Source organism: Lutaonella thermophila, assembly GCF_055387725.1.
In genome coordinates this window covers 1,249,188-1,267,647 of the sequence record NZ_AP043783.1, presented here as the reverse complement: position 1 = coordinate 1,267,647, position 18,460 = coordinate 1,249,188, and the positions used below count along the sequence as shown (strand labels likewise).

The following is an 18,460-nucleotide window of genomic DNA, read 5'->3' as shown; positions in this document are numbered from 1 at the left end:
ACTAGTATAAAACTATTGGTTTAGTTGCTCTTCGGCTAAAAACTGTACTTCGTATAAATTTTTATAATAACCGTCTTTTTTAGTCAACAACTCTTTATGAGTTCCTTCTTCTACTATATTTCCTTGATGCATTACAATAATCTTATCGGCTTTTTGTATAGTAGCCAGTCTGTGAGCTATAACAATTGATGTTCTTCCTTCTGTAATTTTTTCTGTTGCTTTCTGTATTAACTGTTCTGAATAAGAATCTATAGAAGAGGTTGCCTCATCTAACACTAAAATACTCGGATTACTAACATAAGCCCTTAAAAAAGCTATAAGTTGGCGTTGCCCGCTTGAGAGCATAACTCCTCTTTCTTTAACATTGTAATGGTAGCCTCCCGGCAAACTACTAATAAACTCATGTATACCAATACTCTTAGCAGCTTCTATCACATCATCTTCAGATATGGCAGGATTTCTTAGTGTTATGTTGTTTAAAATTGTATCGGCAAATAAAAATACATCCTGTAAAACAATTGCTATATGACTTCTTAATGAAGCTAATGTAAATTGGTTAATGTTAGTACCATCAATACAAATTTCTCCCTCATTAATATCATAAAACCTATTTAACAGGTTTATTATGGTAGATTTTCCTGCTCCGGTAGCTCCAACAATTGCCACAGTTTGTCCTTCTTCTGCTTTAAATGATATGCCGTGCAACACCTCTTCGTCGGGCACATAGCCAAATCTAACATTTTTAAATTCTATAGTGCCTTTTAATTGATGTGCCTCTATATTACCTTTATCTTCTATTCTGCTATCTGTATCTAAAATAGCAAACACTCTATTGGCTGCTACCATCCCCATTTGCAAAGTATTAAATTTATCGGCTATCTGACGAAGGGGTCTAAAGAGCATTTGAGACATTTGGATGAACATAAAAATAACACCGGGTTCAAACGAAGCTCCCTGCACATTTTGCAAAATACCAAACCACACAATTAACCCTATGGTTATGGACGAAGCCAACTCTGCAACCGGAAAGAATATAGAGTTATACCAAACTGTTTTTAACCACGCTTTTTTGTGTTTTTCGTTTATGGCTTTAAACTTTTTATACTCTACATCTTCTACCCCAAAAAGTTGTACTATTTTCATTCCGGAAATTCGCTCTTGTACAAACGTATTAAGGTTAGCCACCTGAGCTCTCACCTCTATAAATGCAACTTTCATGGCTTTCTGAAAAAGCCTGGTCGCATAGAGTATAAAAGGCATTATTGCAAATACTATTAAAGCTAACTTCCAGTTTACAACCAACATTACAACGGCAACAACCAGCATTTTTAGCAAATCGCTCACAATCATAAAAAAGCCTTCACTAAAAATCTGTGCAATACGCTCTACATCATTTACGGTTCTGGTTACTAACAACCCAACAGATGAAGTATCAAAATACTTCATTTTAAATTTTAAAAGATGATTAAAGAGTTTAATCCTAATATCTCTAATAATAGATTGTCCTAACCAGTTAGCGTAATAAATAAATGATAACTGACTGGTAACTTCTAACACCAAAACGCCCATCATTAGTAGCACAAAAAACAGTAGCCCGTTTAAATCTTTATTAATTATATAAACATCTACCGTTTCTTTTAATAAATAAGGCCTGATTACAGCAAATCCGGAGAGTAAAATAGCAGCAAGTGCTACTCCAAAAAAAGTAGTTTTATAAGGTTTTGTATAGCGCAACAAACGCTTAAAAAGGGTAAAATTAAATTTGTTTCCTTTATTGTTACTCATCTACGTTGTAAACTGTTTCAGGGTATGTTACTGCAGTCAAATATAAGGCATGCCCCGGAACTGATGCGCCGGCATTACTCCTATTTTTGCTTTTTATGATGTTTTTAACATCTTCTATGGTGCTTTTACCATAACCTACATCTAAAAGTGTACCTACAATTGCTCTTACCATATTTCGTAAAAACCTGTTTGCCGATATGGTAAACACTAACTTATCACCTACTTTTTCCCATTTTGCGTGCGTAATGGTGCACTCAAATGTTTTAACATCAGTATTAGATTTAGAAAAGCATTTAAAATTGGTAAACTCAAACAATACTTTCGCTGCTTGGTTCATGGCAGCTACATCTAACGGATATTTAACATAATATGCCCATTGAGCTAAAAAAGGATTTTTCTCTTGTGTAATCCAGTATTCATAAGTTCGTTCTGTAGCATCAAATCTGGCATGAGCATCATTCTTTACTCTAACTATTTTTTTTACCGCTATATCTTCAGGCAAGAAAGCGTTGAGCTTATAAATTAAATCACTAATATTTATTTCATCTTCAAAATCAAAGTGTGCCACCATTACTTTTGCGTGCACTCCGGCATCGGTTCTTCCGGCAGCAACCAATTCTAACTTTTTTCGTAATAACGTACTTATTGCATTTTCTAATACTTCTTGTACGGTAATGGCATTGGGCTGTTTTTGCCAACCATGGTAATTAATTCCGTTGTATGAAAACGTTAAAAAGTATCTCACCGGTTTATAGTACTTTTGTAAATAAGTGTACAAAGATAACTTTAATTGTGTAGTTAGTATTACTGCTCTTTTTTATGAAAAAAATACTCCTTCTTTCAGATACGCATAGTCATATAGACAATACTATTTTAAAATATGTAAGCGAAGCAGATGAGGTTTGGCATGCCGGAGATATTGGTAGTCTTGATGTAACAGATGCCATACAGAAAATTAAACCATTAAAAGCTGTGTATGGCAATATTGATGATGCAAAAATTAGAAAAGAATTTCCCGAAAACCTTTTATTTTCTTGCCAGGGAGTTAAAGTATTTATAACTCATATTGGAGGTTATCCGGGGCGTTATCCCGCCAGAATAAAGCAAGCATTACAAAAACATACCCCCGATTTATTTATTTGCGGTCACTCGCATATTTTAAAAGTAATGTGGGATAAGCAAAATAACCTGTTACACATGAATCCGGGAGCTTGTGGGAAATACGGATTTCATAAGGTTAGAACACTTTTACGGTTTGTTATAGATGGTAAAGAAATAAAAAACCTCGAGGTTATCGAGCTAGAAAAACGAGGATAAAAAAACCCGGAATTACTTCCGGGTTTTTTACGCACTAATACTACTAAGATGTTAGGTTTATCGTAATCTATCCACAGATTTTACGAGATCTTCGTCCCTTTTAATGGCACGATTCGCCAACACTAATAAAACGATAGAAAAAACAGGGAGAAGCATCCCAATACCCTTCTCAGAAACAACAGTTTCTCCGGATAAGTTTAGGGATTGATACACGAAAAATCCTAGTATAAAAAGCGTTAATATTATATTAAATCTGTTTACCACAAATTGTTGCTTTCTGTTTTTAAAATTAAAAATAGACACCAAAGCTAAGAAAGCCGATGCTAAAAAACCACCAAAAAGTGGTTTAATTTGATTAAAAAATACAACCTCACCACTGGCATCTGTGTATAATGACACCCAGAAAGGGGCCACACCCATTATTAATACTACTAAAAGTAAATATACCGTTTGTATACGTTGTATCATACTCTAAAAAACTGTAACAGATTGCAAAAATAAACGTTCTTTTTAAAAAAATTTGCTTTATTTATAAAAATAAATTTGTAATATTGCCCTATCCATTCGTAACCCGTTACAACAGGGTTCGTTTGTACTTCATAATTGTAATTCTTTTCAATAAAAAGATTATTTACTTCAATAACTAAACCAACAAAACATAATTACATATACATGTTTGATATTTCAGATTTAAAGGCAAAAAAATTAGTTGAGCTTCAAGAAATTGCAAAAGCACTACAAATACCAAAATTTAGAAGCTTAAAAAAGGATGAGTTAGTGTACCAAATTCTCGATGTACAAGCTGCTAATCCGCAAGCTGTTCAGGCTACCGGTTCTCAGGAAAGTCAAAAAAACGAACAAAAACAGCAAAAGAGCAAGCGCACTCGAATTCAGAAAAGTAAATCTGCGCAAAACGGCACACATGAGCCGGCTCATTCTCAACACAAACAAAATCAGCAAACAACAGAAGATAGTTCGGCAGAACGTTCTAATTCTCAAAAAGACACTTCAAAATCTGCTCCTGAGCAATCTTCTAATGATAATCAAGTGCACGCTAAAAAGGAAGAATCAAAATCTAAAAAAGAAGATTCTAAAAAAGACGACCAGCGTAAAAACACACGTAAAGAACATCAGCATAAAAACCAACATAAAAAACATCAGCAAAACGATAACAGCTCTCAAAGCAAAGAAAACTTTGATAAAGAGAAGAAAAATCGTTACCGTGATCCTGATTTTGAGTTTGATGGTATTATAGAAAGCGAAGGAGTTTTAGAGATTATGCCGGACGGTTATGGTTTCTTACGCTCATCTGATTATAATTACCTGTCTTCTCCAGACGACATTTATGTTTCTCAATCTCAAATTAGATTATTTGGTTTAAAAACCGGAGATACTGTTTTAGGAATTGTAAGACCTCCAAAAGACGGTGAAAAATATTTTCCGTTAATTAAAGTAACTAAAATTAATGGATTAGATCCTCAAGTAGTTAGAGACAGAGTTTCTTTTGAGCATCTTACACCATTATTCCCGAACGAAAAATTTAATTTAAGCGAAAAAAACGCAACAATTTCTACCAGAATAGTTGATTTGTTTTCGCCAATCGGAAAAGGGCAACGTGGTATGATTGTCTCTCAGCCTAAAACAGGTAAGACCATGTTACTAAAAGATATTGCCAATGCCATTGCTGCAAACCATCCGGAAGTTTATCAAATTATACTTTTAATTGATGAGCGCCCGGAAGAGGTAACCGATATGCAACGTAACGTAAAAGGCGAAGTAATTGCTTCTACTTTTGATGAACCTGCAGACAGGCACGTAAAAGTTGCTAACATTGTTTTAGAGAAAGCTAAACGCTTAACCGAATGTGGCCACGACGTAGTAATTTTACTAGATTCTATTACACGTTTAGCCCGTGCTTACAACACCGTGCAACCTGCCTCGGGTAAAGTATTAAGTGGTGGTGTAGATGCTAATGCTTTACATAAACCAAAACGCTTTTTTGGTGCAGCCAGAAATATAGAAGGAGGAGGTTCACTCACTATTATTGCAACAGCTCTTACAGAAACCGGATCTAAAATGGACGAGGTGATTTTTGAAGAGTTTAAAGGAACCGGTAATATGGAGCTTCAATTAGATAGACGAATTGCTAACAGAAGAATATTCCCTGCAATAGACCTTATTTCTTCTTCTACTCGTAGAGACGATTTACTGCTTGATGAAACCACTATTCAGCGAATGTGGATTATGCGTAAATATCTTGCAGATATGAATCCTGTTGAAGCCATGGAGTTCATGGAAGATAGAATTAAGAAAACTAGAAACAACGAAGAGTTTTTAATGACAATGAATCAATAAAAACAAAACACTAAAAATATGTAAAAAGCCCGCTTTAAAAGCGGGCTTTTTTTATTGTTGCAACTTAAATGTAATTGGTATACTGTATGGAACTTTAACCGGTGTACCCCTTTGCTTACCAGGTTGCATTTTAGGCAAAAGCTTAATAATACGCTCTGCTTCTTTTTCTAAACTCTCATCGGGACCGCGAGAACGGATTTCGGAAACCACACCGTCCGGACCAATAGAAAACTGCACATACACCTTACCTTGTATGCCTAACTCTTGTGCCATGCTTGGATATTTAAAGTGTTTTTGCACATGTTTCATCATTTTTTCCTGAAAACAATCTCGTTGTTTGGCTTGAGACAATCCTTCGCACCCGGGGAACACAGGAACATTTTCTATAACTGCAAAAGGTACTTCAATAATTTCTTCTTCCTCAACTACCTCAACATCATCTACCTTAACAATATTAGTAATAACTTCTTCTTGATTAGTTTCTGTACTCTCTATAATACTTTCCTCTACCTCCTCGTTATCATCTACAATTTCTATAACTTCCGGTATTGCTAATGGTTGAGGAGGTGGCGGGAGATTAATTTTTTCGGTAATTGGAATATCTAAAGGAGTGTTATCTTCTACATTAACAACAGATAAAATCTCTTCTTTTTCTTTATACGATACCTTTAGCTCTAAAACTTGCCATGTTAAAAAAAGCACAACAACCAACCCAACTAAAAAGAAAATACTCCTGTATTGGTTTAAATCGGCTTTTATGTATTTTTTAGGCAACATAACACTCAGTATCAGTTACTTAAATATACGAAATTTAAGCCAGTTAACGATGCCTTCTAGGAAGAATTTAAAGCTATTAAAAAAGAAAGGGCAAAAAAAAAGCCTCCTAAAATTTAGGAGGCTTACTTACTTGTGTATATTGCTAAGATGTACGTTACTTGTTAAGATAAAGCCGCAACACGCTTAGTTAAGCTACTTTTTAAGTTTGCAGCCTTATTTTTATGAATAATGTTCTTTTTAGCTAACTTATCAATCATGCTTATTACGTTAGGAAGCATTTCGGTTGCTTCTTTTTTGTTTTCTAAACCACGTAATTTTCTCACCGCATTACGAACCGTTTTATGTTGGTAACGATTACGTAAACGCACAGCTTCATTTCTTCTAATTCTTTTTAATGCCGACTTATGATTTGCCATATCTTTAAGTAATAATTTTTTGAGCTTAACGCTCTGCTATATTTTGTTAAATAAATTTTGTAGCCCGTAGGGGATTCGAACCCCTGCTACCAGGATGAAAACCTGGCGTCCTAACCCCTAGACGAACGGGCCAGAATGTACTAAAATGAAAGTCTTTTTTAAACGACCTTATTTAGTTACTTTTTATGTTATAGAACTTGGTAGCCCGTAGGGGATTCGAACCCCTGCTACCAGGATGAAAACCTGGCGTCCTAACCCCTAGACGAACGGGCCTTAACTCTTGCATAAATGCGGATGCAAAAATACAACTATTTTTAAATGTTGCAATAGTTAAAAAAACTTTTTTTGCATTAATACGCTTTTGCAAACAATACACGCCTATTTGAAGGCTTGCCGGAATATACACAAGAGCCTTTTTCTTCTTGAGCATCTAGTGGTATACAACGTATTGTTGCTTTTGTTGCTTCTTTAATAGCCTCTTCTGTTGCTGCTGTACCATCCCAATGCGCTAATACAAATCCGCCTTTAGTTTCTAAAACTTCTTTAAACTCATCAAACGAATCTACCTTAGTAATATGCGCATCTCTGTAAGACACAGCTTTATCATATATATTTTGCTGAATATCTTCTAACAAAAATTCTATCTTACTAACAACATCTTCTGCAGAAACGGTTTGTTTTTCTAATGTATCTCTTCTGGCAACCTCAAAAGTATTGTTTTCCATATCGCGCTGCCCAATTGCCAGTCTTACAGGGACTCCTTTTAATTCGTATTCATTAAACTTCCAGCCCGGTTTGTGTGTATCTCTATCATCAAATTTAACCGTGATACCTTTGCCCTTTAGCTCATTAATTACAGGAGCAACCCTTTCTCTAATAGCATTTAACTGCTCTTCTCCTTTATAAATAGGAACAATAACAACTTGCAGTGGCGCTAGTTTTGGAGGCAATATCAATCCGTTATCATCACTGTGTGTCATGATTAAAGCTCCCATTAACCTGGTAGATACTCCCCAAGAAGTTGCCCAAACGTAATCTTGTTTACCTTCTTTGTTTGCAAACTTTACATCAAAAGCTTTCGCAAAATTCTGCCCTAAAAAGTGTGATGTACCAGCTTGTAAAGCCTTACCGTCTTGCATTAAAGCTTCTATACAATATGTTTCTTCTGCACCGGCAAAACGCTCGCTTTCACTTTTGGTTCCTTTAATTACCGGCACTGCCATGAATTTCTCGGCAAAATCAGCATACACATTCATCATTTGTTCTGCTTCGGCAACTGCTTCTTCTTTAGTTGCATGAGCAGTATGTCCTTCTTGCCATAAAAATTCGGCTGTACGTAAAAATAGGCGGGTACGCATTTCCCATCTAACAACATTAGCCCATTGATTTACCAGTATAGGCAGATCTCTATAAGACTGAATCCATTTTCTGTAGGTATCCCAAATAATAGTTTCTGATGTTGGCCTAACAATTAATTCTTCTTCTAATTTAGCTTCCGGATCAACCACTATTCCACTTCCGTCTTCGGCATTTTTAAGTCTGTAATGGGTAACCACAGCACATTCTTTGGCAAAACCTTCAACATGTGCAGCCTCTTTACTTAAATATGATTTAGGGATGAATATGGGAAAATAGGCATTTACATGACCGGTATCTTTAAACATTTTATCTAGCTCTGCCTGCATTTTTTCCCAAATAGCAAAGCCATAAGGCTTTATAACCATACAACCTCTTACTCCTGAGTTTTCAGCCAAATCGGCTCTAACAACTAACTCGTTATACCATTTAGAGTAATCCTCGCTTCTTTTAGTTAATTTTTTGCTCATTATCAGTACTTTGGCACAAATGTTGTGAGTTTGTTAAAAAAAGAAATAGTTGGGCAAAACTAACTATTTTTGTTATGTGCAACAATTAAAAATTAAGCAATGATGAATTTCTCCACCAAAAAATCAGCAAAGAAACTAATGCTCTTAACTGTTCCGGTTGGGTTATTAGTGGCTTCTTGTGGTTCTTTTCAAGAAGCATCGTATTATGATAATGACGGCATTTATGCCTCTTCAGAAACTACTGTTGCACCTACACAACAACATAACAATGTAGATAACGATACCTACGTTGATTACTTTGACGCTAAGGCTAAAGAATATGATGAGCTTTTAAACTCTGATGCTATTTTTACTGACGTAGATAGTTATAATAGTGGAGAATATGCACAAGATAGTACCGATTTGATTGATGATGAAACATACAGAAGTTTTGCCGGATGGGGAGATAACACAACAGATGTAAGCATAAATATATATACTAACCCTCGTTGGGGATGGTATGCTTCTCCTTGGTTTTGGGGATGGAATAGGTGGAATAGATGGAATTTTGGCTGGAATTGGGGCGTTTATAATTATGCATATGCCGGATGGATAGACCCTTTCTGGATTTATGACGGATGGTGGTCTCCTTACTGGGGTTACAATTTTGGATTTTATGGCTATTATGGATGGTACGGCAGACCATTTTATTACAATTACGGCTACTACCCTCACAGTTTAAGAAGAAGTTACGCTTATGCTAATAGCAGAAGAGGGTACTATAACAGAAGTAATTTAACTAGCACTGATAGCAGATACCGCTACTCCAGAGGTAGAAGTAGCAATTACACTAGAACTCGAGCATTAAATTATACCAGAAACAGAGGTTATTCTACCAACAATAATGCTCGTTACAGAAACTCTCGTGGTATTAGTGCAGATGGTAGAGGCAATATTTATAGTAGATCCGGCAGCTCTAACAACAGAGTTATAAGAGGTCGTAGCTACAACAGTAATCGTAGCACACCAAATTACTCACGATCATCAAGTAGGTCACGAAGTAGTGGCTCGTACAACAGATCTTCATCCGGCAGAAGCAGATCTAGTGGAAGTATACGTTCTTCATCCGGATCAAGATCATCAGGAACATCACGTTCTTCTGGAAGTAGCAGATCTAGAAGAAACAACTAATCTCTTTTAAAATTAAACTCATGAAAAAGAATGGTTTTTTTGCCATAATGGCTATGCTTTGCACTGCTGTAAGTGCTCAGAACATAAACGATGTAATTAGATATAGTAGTGAAAATTTAAACGGTACCGCTCGTTTTCAGGGCATGAGTGGAGCTTTTGGAGCTCTTGGCGGAGACCTATCTGCCATTGATATTAACCCGGCTAGTTCTGCCGTTTTTGCAAATAGCTATACAAGTTTTACCGTAAATAACTTTAACACAAAAAACAACACCTCTTATTTTAATGGTTTTTCGCAAACAGAAATAGACAACTTAGAACTAAATCAAGTTGGAGCCGTTTTTGTTTTTAAAAACCAAAATCCTGATGCTGATTGGCAAAAAGTAGCTCTGGGCTTAAACTACCAATTGGTAAATAATTTTGATAATGAGTTTTTAGCCAGCGGTAATAGTAACCAATCTATAGACGGTTATTTTTTGAATTTTGCAAATGGTGTGCCTTTTGGTTCAATTCTAATCCAATCTAATGAATCGCTTGCAGATGCCTACTTAAATATAGCTCGTGACTTAGGTTATGGACCACAACAGGCTTTTTTAGGCTATTATGGAGGAATTATAGACCCGGTAGACCCAAACGATGATAATAATACACAATATGTATTTACCGGAGATTACAATACAGTTAACCAGTCATATTTACTTAGTGCTAACGGTTACAATAGTAAATTTGCTTTTAACCTGGCCTCGCAGTACAAACAAACTCTTTATTTAGGAGCTTCGTTAAACTTTCATGCTGTTAGATATGAGCAATTAACACAATTTGATGAAGATGGCTATAACAGTGGTTCTGCATTGCAAAATATGTATTTTGACAACTGGCTATTTACACAAGGAACCGGTTTTTCTTTCTCTATTGGAGCTATTGCAAAAATGAGCGATCAGTTTAGAGTGGGGCTTAGTTATCAATCTCCTACTTGGTATGATTTAGAAGACGAAGTATCGCAAGAAATAAACTCAAATTTAGCAGACACCGATATAGATTTGGTTAACTTTTCTTTAGTTACCATTTATCCGGATTATAAAATAAAAACACCTGCAAAATTAACCGGTAGTGCAGCTGTTGTTTTTGGCAATCAAGGATTACTAAGCTTTGATTACAGCTATCAAGACATGAGCGAAGCACAATTACGCCCTACAGCCGACCCGAGTTTTGCAACAGAAAATAACCTACTTACAGAAAATTTGCAGGCAGTTAACTCTTACAGAATTGGTGGAGAATATAGAATTGAAAAATGGAGCTTACGTGGTGGCTATCGGTTTGAAAGCAGTCCTTATAAAAACGAAACTACCGTTGGTGACTTAACCGGGTATTCTTTAGGAATTGGATACAACTTTGGAGCCACAAAATTAGATGTGTCTTTTAACCAAAGTGAACGTTCATACAATCAATTGTTATTTAACACAGGCTTACCAACTCCTGCAAGAATTGATAAAACAAATACAAACTTTGCAGTCTCTTTAAGTTTTAATTTATAAGCAAGTATGAAAAAAGCGGAGTATTATCTCCGCTTTTTTTATCGTTTAAGGGTAAAATGTCCTTTTATGGTTCCTTGTTGTGTTTCTCCGTTTACATCTCTGCTATAATTAAACTTAAACCAATAATCTGTAGCGGGCAAAGGCTTACCGTTATAAGTACCATCCCAACCGGTACTATTTCTATCTAACTGCGCCAGCAATTTGCCATACCTGTCGTAAATGGTTATGTATGCAAAATTTAACTCTTCAACAGCCCCTATGTGCCACTCATCGTTAATACTATCGCCATTTGGTGTAAAAAAACGAGGGTATCCTACAACCGGAATGTTCACAATAACTTCTCCGCAACCGTAAACGTCTCTAACGGTTAATTGATTAATTCCGGGGGGAACATCTATAAACTCGGGATCTGACTGAAAAGTTCCTCCGTTTAAACTGTATTCATACTCGCTTGTTCCCATAACCGTAACAGAGATCGTATTTATATCTTGTAAATCGGTTACTTGATATCCAACTTGAGAAGGCTGTAATATTGGGTGAAAGGTAACTTGAATTTCATCCTCAAAAGTTACCACAGGCGTAGTTACAATAACAGAATACAACCCGGTTGTTGTTACATTTAATGTAGGGTTGTTTTCTCCGGCTATTAAATTACCATCTACATACCATTCGTAATTTGTGGCTGATTGACGCTCTGCATCTAGTGTAACAACATCACCAACGCAAGCATTAATATCCGAACCTAAAAAATCTTCTTTAATTGAACAATCTAATGCATCTGGACCTTGAGTATCCAGTAACGGACCCGTAAATTCTAATTCAAAAATCATCGGGTCTCCTGTAAAATTGGTATTAAAATTATTAATGAAAATAATATATTCTTCTCCTTGCTGCACATCAAGCCAAGTATCATATTCATCTCCTTCTTGTTGAGATGTCCCGGTGGCGGGGTTAATTCCCACTCCTGTATATCCTGTAACACCACTCTCGTAGCTACACCTAACAGGCTCTCCTAAATTATTACAGTCTACATTTGGACCATAAACTGCAAAATCCCAATCTTCATTTGCAGATAAATACCTGATATTAAACCCTAATTGCCCATCCCCGTTTGCTCTGAAAATGAACCAGGCAACATCTTTTTCTAAATCACTTGTAGCTAAACCACCTTTCTCTAAACAACCGGATTGGCTAATATCTTCAAAATCTTCTACATCTCCTGCCCCATCAACTTCGGCAGTTATTACTCCATCAGCACATATCGGAACAACTGTAAAACAATCTCCGGATGTTTGAGCCATAATACTTGTAAAACACACAAAAAAACAAGCGCATATAAGGCTTGTTACAGCTATTTTTTTAGGGGCAAAATACATTTTAGTTGCCATTAGCAGATATTACAAATAGTTGATACTTGCTTAAATATAACTTTTAAACGGTGGTTTTAGTATATATATACGGTAAGAAGTCTTGTTTTGGCTATAAACAAACGTAGAATTATCGTTTTAATGTAAAATGTTTTGTTGTTACTCCAGAAATAAGTTGATTATTTACTGTTTTAACATACTCTATTCTAACCCAATAATCTGTAGAAGGCAATAATACTCCTTTATACCTTCCGTCCCAAGTGTTATTACTTTTTGTGAGTTTTTTAATTTGTTTTCCAAACCTATCAAAAATATAAACAGTTGCTTCGTCTAACGTTTCTAATCCTTCTATGTGCCAAGAATCGTTTATACCGTCTCCATTAGGAGTAAAAAATTTAGAAAACCCTACAACAAGAATATTTTCTGTAACAGAGCCACAACCGTTTTTATCGTTTACTGTTAGTGCATATGCTCCCGGCAGCACATTTGTAAATATAGGGCTATCTTGGTAAGGACTGTTACCTAATTTATATTCATAATCACCGTCATTTTCTGTAAAAACAGTTACAGTATTGTTGTCTTGTACATCGTTAATATCTATAGTGGCTATTACCGGTGGCTGTGATGCTTGCACAGTTATAACCTTTGTAATGTTGCACGAGATGTCTCCAACCTGATTTTTAATAGTTAAGGTGTACGTTCCGGGAGCGCTCACTACTTGAGTTGGCGTAGTCATACCATTATTCCATTCATACAAATAGCCTGAATTATTATTAGTATCACCAATTGTAACTGCATTACTCTGGCACAAGTAAGCATTTGTATTTACCGCAACATCAGGTTGTTTAACCACCTCTATAGTAAAGCTTTGTGAAGCATCGTAACACATTGGATTACTAACAGATGCAACCCTCACATATATTGTTTGATTATATGGGCTTGAAGTGTTTTCGTATTGTTTTGAAAGTGGGTTTGCTCCTATTTGAGCATCATAAAAATTAGCATGATAAGAAACTGTAAACTCTAATGAATTCTGACTACCAAGAGCTTCGGAGTCTTTAGCTGACAAGTCAAAAACAGTTATACCATTTCCGTTTAAATCGCACTCAAATTCATCTGTTAGAGGTTCAGCTATAGGTACTGTACTAAAAGTAACTGTAGTGGAACTCTCTATATACTCACCTCCACCATTAAGTTCTACTACAACTTTATATGTTCCTGAAGAGGTTACAGACAAGGTATCGTTATTGCTATTAGCAGTAATTTCGTTTTCTGAACCGTTAACAACCTCATACCAAGTATACGCTGTAGCATCTGGTAAAGTAGCTTGCAATGTTACCGTTTCACCATCGCATGCAAACACATCCGGTCCTAATAAATTTGTTAAAATAGTACAATCTAAAGCCGAATCCGGATAATCAACAAAAACTTGTCCACTAAAATGAATAGAGAATCCACTATTTACCCCAGAAAAATTATTAATAAGCAAATAATATTCTTCTCCGGCCTCTACCGTTAACCAATCTTCATAACCCAATCCTTGTGTTCCGGTATCGGGGTTTACTCCAATTCCTGTATAACCTGTACTACCACCATTTACGTCAAAATTACATCGTACAGGGTCTCCTAAATTATCGCAATCTGAAGCTTTAAAAAGCGCAAAATCCCAATCATCATTGTTACTGTATTGTATATTAAATCCTAACTGTCCAGATGCTCCTGTTCTAAACTTATACCAAGCAGAATTAGACTCTATAGGTCCATTAGGCGTTGCAGATTCTAAACAATCATCGGCTAAAATAGAAACTCCCGGGAAGTCATCTGTCCCATAACCATCTACAGTTGCTGTAATAGGCACATTACTACATATTGGAATTGCGGTACTGCAATCTGGAGATACTTGAGCAGTACATAATGTTATACCAAAAAATAACAAACCATATGATAGTAGGCTCGTTTTCATGGATTTGGGATTTAATTTGGGACACTAAAATTACTAAAATACTGTTAATTTGTCTTTTATATAACGCATATAATAGATGATTAGTCTAAAACTTAGTTATAATGACTATCTTTGCACCTCTTGAAAACAAAAATAATATGAAAATTAACCGTGCATTAGAAGACCATTTTGAAGAGCTTGGAAACGAACATTTTGCTTCTTCTGCCGAAACGCCCTTACGTGACGATGCTTTTGAGCTAACCGACGATCAAAAAATAGAGCGTATAGAACAAGATGTTTACAACATATTAGAAACCCTTGGTTTAGACTTAACAGACGATAGTTTACGAGGAACTCCAAGAAGGGTGGCAAAGATGTTTGTTAAAGAAGTTTTTGGAGGCTTGCATCCGGATAGAAAACCGAGTGCTTCTACCTTTGAAAACAAATATAAATATGGCGAAATGCTTGTAGAAAAAAACATTACAGTTTACTCTACCTGCGAGCATCATTTATTGCCTATAGTAGGTAAAGCACATATTGGTTATATCTCTAATGGTAAAGTGGTAGGATTATCTAAAATGAACAGAATTGTAGACTACTTTGCCAAGCGCCCGCAAGTTCAGGAGCGTATGACCATTCAAATTGTTCAAGAATTACAAAAAATATTAGGCACCAAAGATGTTGCATGCGTTATAGATGCCAAACACCTTTGCGTAAATTCTCGAGGTATCAGAGATATTGAAAGTAGTACCGTAACAGCAGAATTTGGAGGAAAATTCAAATCAGAATCTGTTAGAAGAGAATTTTTAGATTACATAAAACTTGATACAGAGTTTTAATTACTAAAAAAAAGCCTAAAATGCAACTGTACACACAGCAAGAACTTAAAATATACAATTCGCTTACCGGACAAAAAGAAGTTTTTAAACCCCTTAACGAAGGCCATGTTGGCATGTATGTATGCGGCCCTACAGTATATAGCAATGTGCATTTGGGAAATGTTAGAACTTTTATGTCTTTTGATGTAATTTTCAGGTATTTAAAGCATTTAGGCTATAAAGTACGATACGTTAGAAATATTACCGATGCCGGCCACTTAGAAAACGATGCGGACGAAGGCGAAGATAGAATAGCAAAAAAAGCACGGTTAGAGCAAATAGAGCCCATGGAAGTTGTGCAACGCTACACTGTAGATTTTCACAACATCTTAAATAAATTTAATTTACTACCACCTAGTATAGAGCCAACAGCAACAGGGCATATTATAGAGCAAATAGAAATTGTAAAAGATATCCTTGAAAAAGGATATGCTTACGAAGCAAATGGCTCTGTATATTTTGATGTACTTAAATTTAACAAAGACTACAAATATGGTAAATTAAGTGGTAGAAATATTGAAGATTTAATTCATAACACAAGAGCTTTAGAAGGGCAAACCGACAAGAAAAATCCTCAGGATTTTGCCCTCTGGAAAAAAGCCGAACCACAACACATTATGCGCTGGCCATCTCCTTGGAGCGACGGTTTTCCGGGTTGGCATTTAGAATGTACTGCCATGAGTACTAAATACTTGGGAGAGCAATTTGATATTCATGGAGGTGGGATGGATTTAAAATTTCCGCATCACGAATGCGAAATTGCCCAAGCAGAAGCCTCTAACGGTAAAGAGCCTGTAAAATACTGGATGCATGCCAATATGCTTATCATGAACGGTAAGAAAATGGCAAAATCTACCGGTAATTTTATTTTACCTATGGAGATTTTTACAGGAGATAACCCTAATATTAGTAAAGCGTTCTCTCCCGGTGTAGCTCGTTTCTTTATGCTTCAAGCACATTACAGAAGCGTTTTAGATTTTACCAACAATGGCATGCTTGCTAGTGAAAAGGGCTACAATAGGTTAATGGATGCCATAAAATCTTTAAATAATTTAAAGGCCTCTAACACATCTAGCATTAATGTTTCTGATTGGAAACAAAAGTGCTACGATGCTATGAATGATGATTTTAACACGCCCGTTTTAATAGCTAATTTATTTGAAGCTGTTAAATACATTAATCAAATAAAAGAGGGTAGCGCTACCATTACCGAAGCAGATTTAAACACTCTTAAAGACACATTAAACACTTTTGTTTTTGATGTGCTTGGCTTAGTAAACCAAGACAGCGCAGACACTCAAGACAATAGCAAACTTGAAGGCACAATAGAGCTTTTAATAAAACTAAGAGCCCAAGCCAGAGCAAATAAAGATTTTGCTACTTCAGACAAAATTAGAGATGAGCTTGCAGCTATGGGCATTCAACTAAAAGACGGCAAAGAAGGTACTACTTACTCTATTGCAAAGTAGTGCCCTTTGCAATATAAAACCACTTTTTACTTTGGTAAAAAAAGCACTCATATTCCCATTTATTGTATTGGTTAGGTTTTACCAAGTGGTTATTTCTCCGTTAACACCGGCTACCTGCAGGTATTCGCCAACATGCTCTCATTATACTATAGAAGCCTTAAAAAAGCACGGTTTATTTAAGGGTGGCAAACTAGCTATTAAAAGAATTTTTAGCTGTCATCCTTGGGGAGGAAGCGGTTATGATCCTGTACCCTAAAATTTAATGTTTTTTTAGCTTTCTATTGGTTATATTTACCCGACTAAAATTATAACTATGCACCTATTAAGTATTGATTGGAATCCTTCTGAAGGAATTAATCTTGGTTTTTTTGTAATTAGATATTACAGCTTAATGTTTGTTATAGCGTTTACATTAGGTTGGTTTTTAATGAAACGCATTTACAAAAGAGAAAACCTCTCTATAGAAAAACTCGACTCGCTTTTTATATACACTGTTTTAGCAACTTTAATAGGGGCTCGCTTAGGTCATTTTTTATTTTACGAACCAAAAATGTTTATACAAGACCCGCTAAGCATTATTTTACCTTTTGAGTTTAACCCAAAATTTAGATTTGTTGGTTTTAGAGGGCTGGCAAGCCATGGTGCTGCAATTGGAATTATAATTGCAATGTATTGGTACAGCAAAAAAATACTTAAAAAACATATTTTATGGATATTAGACCGCATAGTAATCCCGGTAGCTATTGGAGGTGTTTTTGTTAGAATTGGTAACTTTTTCAACTCAGAAATTATTGGCAAACCAACAGGGACAGATTTTGGGGTTGTTTTCTTGCAGTTAGGAGAATCTTTTCCCAGACATCCTGCCCAATTATATGAAGCTTTTGGGTACATAATAGTATTTGCAATTTTATGGTACACCTACTGGAAAACAAAAAAAGCCGATAACTTAGGTTACATTTTTGGGCTGTTTTTAGCACTTTTATGGACCGTTAGGTTTATTGTAGAATTTGTTAAAGAAGCCCAAGTAGATGAGCGTGCAGATTGGGTTTTAAATACCGGACAATTACTAAGCATACCTTTTATAGCCCTTGGTATATATTTTATGATGAAAGCTAAAAAACAAGCATAATGAGAAAAAGCTCACTTTCATTACTTTTTTTGAGTATTCTAATTAGTCTTATATCATGTAAGGATAACAAAAAAGTTGTTTCTCCTGTTGCTAAGCAAGAAATAGCATTTAAAAAAGAGGGGGTATTATCTATTTATAAAAAAGATAGTTTACTTAAAACAATAAATATTGAAATAGCCGATAATGCTTACGAAACAGAAACCGGGCTTATGTACAGAAAGTCTATGGATTCTATTAATGGAATGCTCTTTATTTTTTCTGATGAGGCGCCAAGGTATTTTTACATGAAAAACACCGAAATTGCTTTAGATATTATTTACATAAATAGCAACCAAAAAATAGTGAGCATTGCTAAAAATACAGTGCCCTTAAGCGAAGCTTCTATACCCTCTAATTATCCGGCCAAATATGTTCTGGAGATTAATGCAGGACTAACAGATAAGTGGAGTATTAGTGTGGGAGACTCTATATCTTACACTAAAATAAATCCATAAAAC

The 18,460-nt window shown here is 35.6% G+C and carries 17 protein-coding genes and 2 tRNA genes; 9 read left to right on the top strand and 10 right to left on the bottom strand.

Features of this window, described 5'->3' with window-relative positions; genetic code table 11:
* Positions 1–12: 12 nt before the first annotated feature.
* A complete protein-coding gene (locus tag ACZ5CF_RS05845) occupies positions 13–1,785 on the bottom strand; it encodes an ABC transporter ATP-binding protein (RefSeq protein ID WP_464578206.1) in 1,773 nt (590 codons plus the stop codon).
* Positions 1,778–2,530, bottom strand: a complete 753-nt coding sequence (gene truA / locus ACZ5CF_RS05840) for a tRNA pseudouridine(38-40) synthase TruA (RefSeq protein ID WP_464578204.1) — start codon at positions 2,528–2,530, stop codon at positions 1,778–1,780. The genes ACZ5CF_RS05845 and truA overlap by 8 nt, the downstream gene beginning before the upstream one ends.
* A 74-nt stretch (positions 2,531–2,604) precedes the next feature.
* Between truA and ACZ5CF_RS05835 the strand changes: the two genes are divergently transcribed.
* Complete coding sequence (locus ACZ5CF_RS05835; protein ID WP_464578203.1) at positions 2,605–3,102, top strand: metallophosphoesterase family protein; 498 nt, start codon at positions 2,605–2,607, stop codon at positions 3,100–3,102.
* Between the two features lie 57 nt (positions 3,103–3,159).
* Here ACZ5CF_RS05835 and ACZ5CF_RS05830 read toward each other — a convergent pair whose 3' ends face one another.
* Positions 3,160–3,570 (bottom strand): DUF4293 domain-containing protein, encoded by a 411-nt coding sequence (locus ACZ5CF_RS05830; protein WP_464578202.1) that lies wholly within the window; start codon positions 3,568–3,570, stop codon positions 3,160–3,162.
* 204 nt (positions 3,571–3,774) lie between these two features.
* On the opposite strand from ACZ5CF_RS05830, the gene rho reads away from it, so the two are divergent.
* Positions 3,775–5,457, top strand: a complete 1,683-nt coding sequence (gene rho, locus ACZ5CF_RS05825) for a transcription termination factor Rho (RefSeq protein ID WP_464578201.1) — start codon at positions 3,775–3,777, stop codon at positions 5,455–5,457.
* Between the two features lie 51 nt (positions 5,458–5,508).
* Here rho and ACZ5CF_RS05820 read toward each other — a convergent pair whose 3' ends face one another.
* The 5 genes from ACZ5CF_RS05820 to proS form a co-directional block, all read right to left on the bottom strand.
* Positions 5,509–6,234, bottom strand: a complete 726-nt coding sequence (locus ACZ5CF_RS05820) for an energy transducer TonB (protein ID WP_464578200.1) — start codon at positions 6,232–6,234, stop codon at positions 5,509–5,511.
* Positions 6,235–6,395: 161 nt separating this feature from the next.
* The gene (rpsT, locus tag ACZ5CF_RS05815; RefSeq protein WP_464578198.1) at positions 6,396–6,650 is read right to left on the bottom strand and encodes a 30S ribosomal protein S20; all 255 of its coding nucleotides are present in this window, start codon (positions 6,648–6,650) and stop codon (positions 6,396–6,398) included.
* A gap of 60 nt (positions 6,651–6,710) precedes the next feature.
* Positions 6,711–6,782: transfer RNA gene (locus tag ACZ5CF_RS05810), tRNA-Glu, on the bottom strand.
* 66 nt (positions 6,783–6,848) lie between these two features.
* Positions 6,849–6,923: transfer RNA gene (locus ACZ5CF_RS05805), tRNA-Glu, on the bottom strand.
* A gap of 77 nt (positions 6,924–7,000) precedes the next feature.
* Positions 7,001–8,476, bottom strand: coding sequence for a proline--tRNA ligase (gene proS, locus ACZ5CF_RS05800; protein ID WP_464578196.1), 1,476 nt, complete (start codon positions 8,474–8,476; stop codon positions 7,001–7,003).
* A 99-nt stretch (positions 8,477–8,575) separates the two neighbouring features.
* Here proS and ACZ5CF_RS05795 point away from each other — a divergent pair, with 99 nt between their 5' ends.
* Positions 8,576–9,646, top strand: coding sequence for a hypothetical protein (locus ACZ5CF_RS05795; protein WP_464578194.1), 1,071 nt, complete (start codon positions 8,576–8,578; stop codon positions 9,644–9,646).
* Between the two features lie 20 nt (positions 9,647–9,666).
* Positions 9,667–11,178: an OmpP1/FadL family transporter gene (locus ACZ5CF_RS05790; protein WP_464578193.1), complete on the top strand. Its 1,512-nt coding sequence runs from the start codon at positions 9,667–9,669 to the stop codon at positions 11,176–11,178.
* A 38-nt stretch (positions 11,179–11,216) separates the two neighbouring features.
* Here ACZ5CF_RS05790 and ACZ5CF_RS05785 read toward each other — a convergent pair whose 3' ends face one another.
* Together ACZ5CF_RS05785 and ACZ5CF_RS05780 are read right to left on the bottom strand one after the other, a co-directional pair.
* Complete coding sequence (locus ACZ5CF_RS05785; RefSeq protein ID WP_464578191.1) at positions 11,217–12,479, bottom strand: T9SS type B sorting domain-containing protein; 1,263 nt, start codon at positions 12,477–12,479, stop codon at positions 11,217–11,219.
* Positions 12,480–12,675: 196 nt separating this feature from the next.
* On the bottom strand, positions 12,676–14,508 hold the full coding sequence (locus tag ACZ5CF_RS05780; protein ID WP_464578189.1) for a T9SS type B sorting domain-containing protein: 1,833 nt from the start codon (positions 14,506–14,508) through the stop codon (positions 12,676–12,678).
* 137 nt (positions 14,509–14,645) lie between these two features.
* Here ACZ5CF_RS05780 and folE point away from each other — a divergent pair, with 137 nt between their 5' ends.
* From folE to ACZ5CF_RS05755, 5 genes are read left to right on the top strand one after another with little or no spacing between them, the layout of a single operon-like run.
* Positions 14,646–15,326, top strand: coding sequence for a GTP cyclohydrolase I FolE (gene folE, locus ACZ5CF_RS05775; protein ID WP_464580837.1), 681 nt, complete (start codon positions 14,646–14,648; stop codon positions 15,324–15,326).
* A 20-nt stretch (positions 15,327–15,346) separates the two neighbouring features.
* Positions 15,347–16,834, top strand: coding sequence for a cysteine--tRNA ligase (gene cysS, locus ACZ5CF_RS05770; protein ID WP_464578188.1), 1,488 nt, complete (start codon positions 15,347–15,349; stop codon positions 16,832–16,834).
* A gap of 31 nt (positions 16,835–16,865) precedes the next feature.
* Positions 16,866–17,090, top strand: coding sequence for a membrane protein insertion efficiency factor YidD (gene yidD / locus ACZ5CF_RS05765; RefSeq protein WP_464578186.1), 225 nt, complete (start codon positions 16,866–16,868; stop codon positions 17,088–17,090).
* Positions 17,091–17,147: 57 nt separating this feature from the next.
* Entirely contained in the window at positions 17,148–17,963 is an 816-nt protein-coding gene (lgt, locus tag ACZ5CF_RS05760; protein WP_464578185.1) for a prolipoprotein diacylglyceryl transferase, read from the top strand.
* Positions 17,963–18,457, top strand: coding sequence for a DUF192 domain-containing protein (locus tag ACZ5CF_RS05755; RefSeq protein ID WP_464578184.1), 495 nt, complete (start codon positions 17,963–17,965; stop codon positions 18,455–18,457). Before lgt ends, ACZ5CF_RS05755 begins: the two co-directional genes overlap by 1 nt.
* Positions 18,458–18,460: the final 3 nt, after the last annotated feature.

Coding starts and splice junctions, on each gene's coding strand:
- ACZ5CF_RS05845 (WP_464578206.1), bottom strand. CDS start 1,785: ATGAGTAACAATAAAGGAAACAAATTTAATTTTACCCTTTTTAAGCGT.
- ACZ5CF_RS05835 (WP_464578203.1), top strand. CDS start 2,605: ATGAAAAAAATACTCCTTCTTTCAGATACGCATAGTCATATAGACAAT.
- ACZ5CF_RS05830 (WP_464578202.1), bottom strand. CDS start 3,570: ATGATACAACGTATACAAACGGTATATTTACTTTTAGTAGTATTAATA.
- rho (WP_464578201.1), top strand. CDS start 3,775: ATGTTTGATATTTCAGATTTAAAGGCAAAAAAATTAGTTGAGCTTCAA.
- ACZ5CF_RS05820 (WP_464578200.1), bottom strand. CDS start 6,234: ATGTTGCCTAAAAAATACATAAAAGCCGATTTAAACCAATACAGGAGT.
- rpsT (WP_464578198.1), bottom strand. CDS start 6,650: ATGGCAAATCATAAGTCGGCATTAAAAAGAATTAGAAGAAATGAAGCT.
- proS (WP_464578196.1), bottom strand. CDS start 8,476: ATGAGCAAAAAATTAACTAAAAGAAGCGAGGATTACTCTAAATGGTAT.
- ACZ5CF_RS05795 (WP_464578194.1), top strand. CDS start 8,576: ATGATGAATTTCTCCACCAAAAAATCAGCAAAGAAACTAATGCTCTTA.
- ACZ5CF_RS05790 (WP_464578193.1), top strand. CDS start 9,667: ATGAAAAAGAATGGTTTTTTTGCCATAATGGCTATGCTTTGCACTGCT.
- ACZ5CF_RS05785 (WP_464578191.1), bottom strand. CDS start 12,479: ATGGCTCAAACATCCGGAGATTGTTTTACAGTTGTTCCGATATGTGCT.
- ACZ5CF_RS05780 (WP_464578189.1), bottom strand. CDS start 14,508: ATGAAAACGAGCCTACTATCATATGGTTTGTTATTTTTTGGTATAACA.
- folE (WP_464580837.1), top strand. CDS start 14,646: ATGAAAATTAACCGTGCATTAGAAGACCATTTTGAAGAGCTTGGAAAC.
- cysS (WP_464578188.1), top strand. CDS start 15,347: ATGCAACTGTACACACAGCAAGAACTTAAAATATACAATTCGCTTACC.
- lgt (WP_464578185.1), top strand. CDS start 17,148: ATGCACCTATTAAGTATTGATTGGAATCCTTCTGAAGGAATTAATCTT.
- ACZ5CF_RS05755 (WP_464578184.1), top strand. CDS start 17,963: ATGAGAAAAAGCTCACTTTCATTACTTTTTTTGAGTATTCTAATTAGT.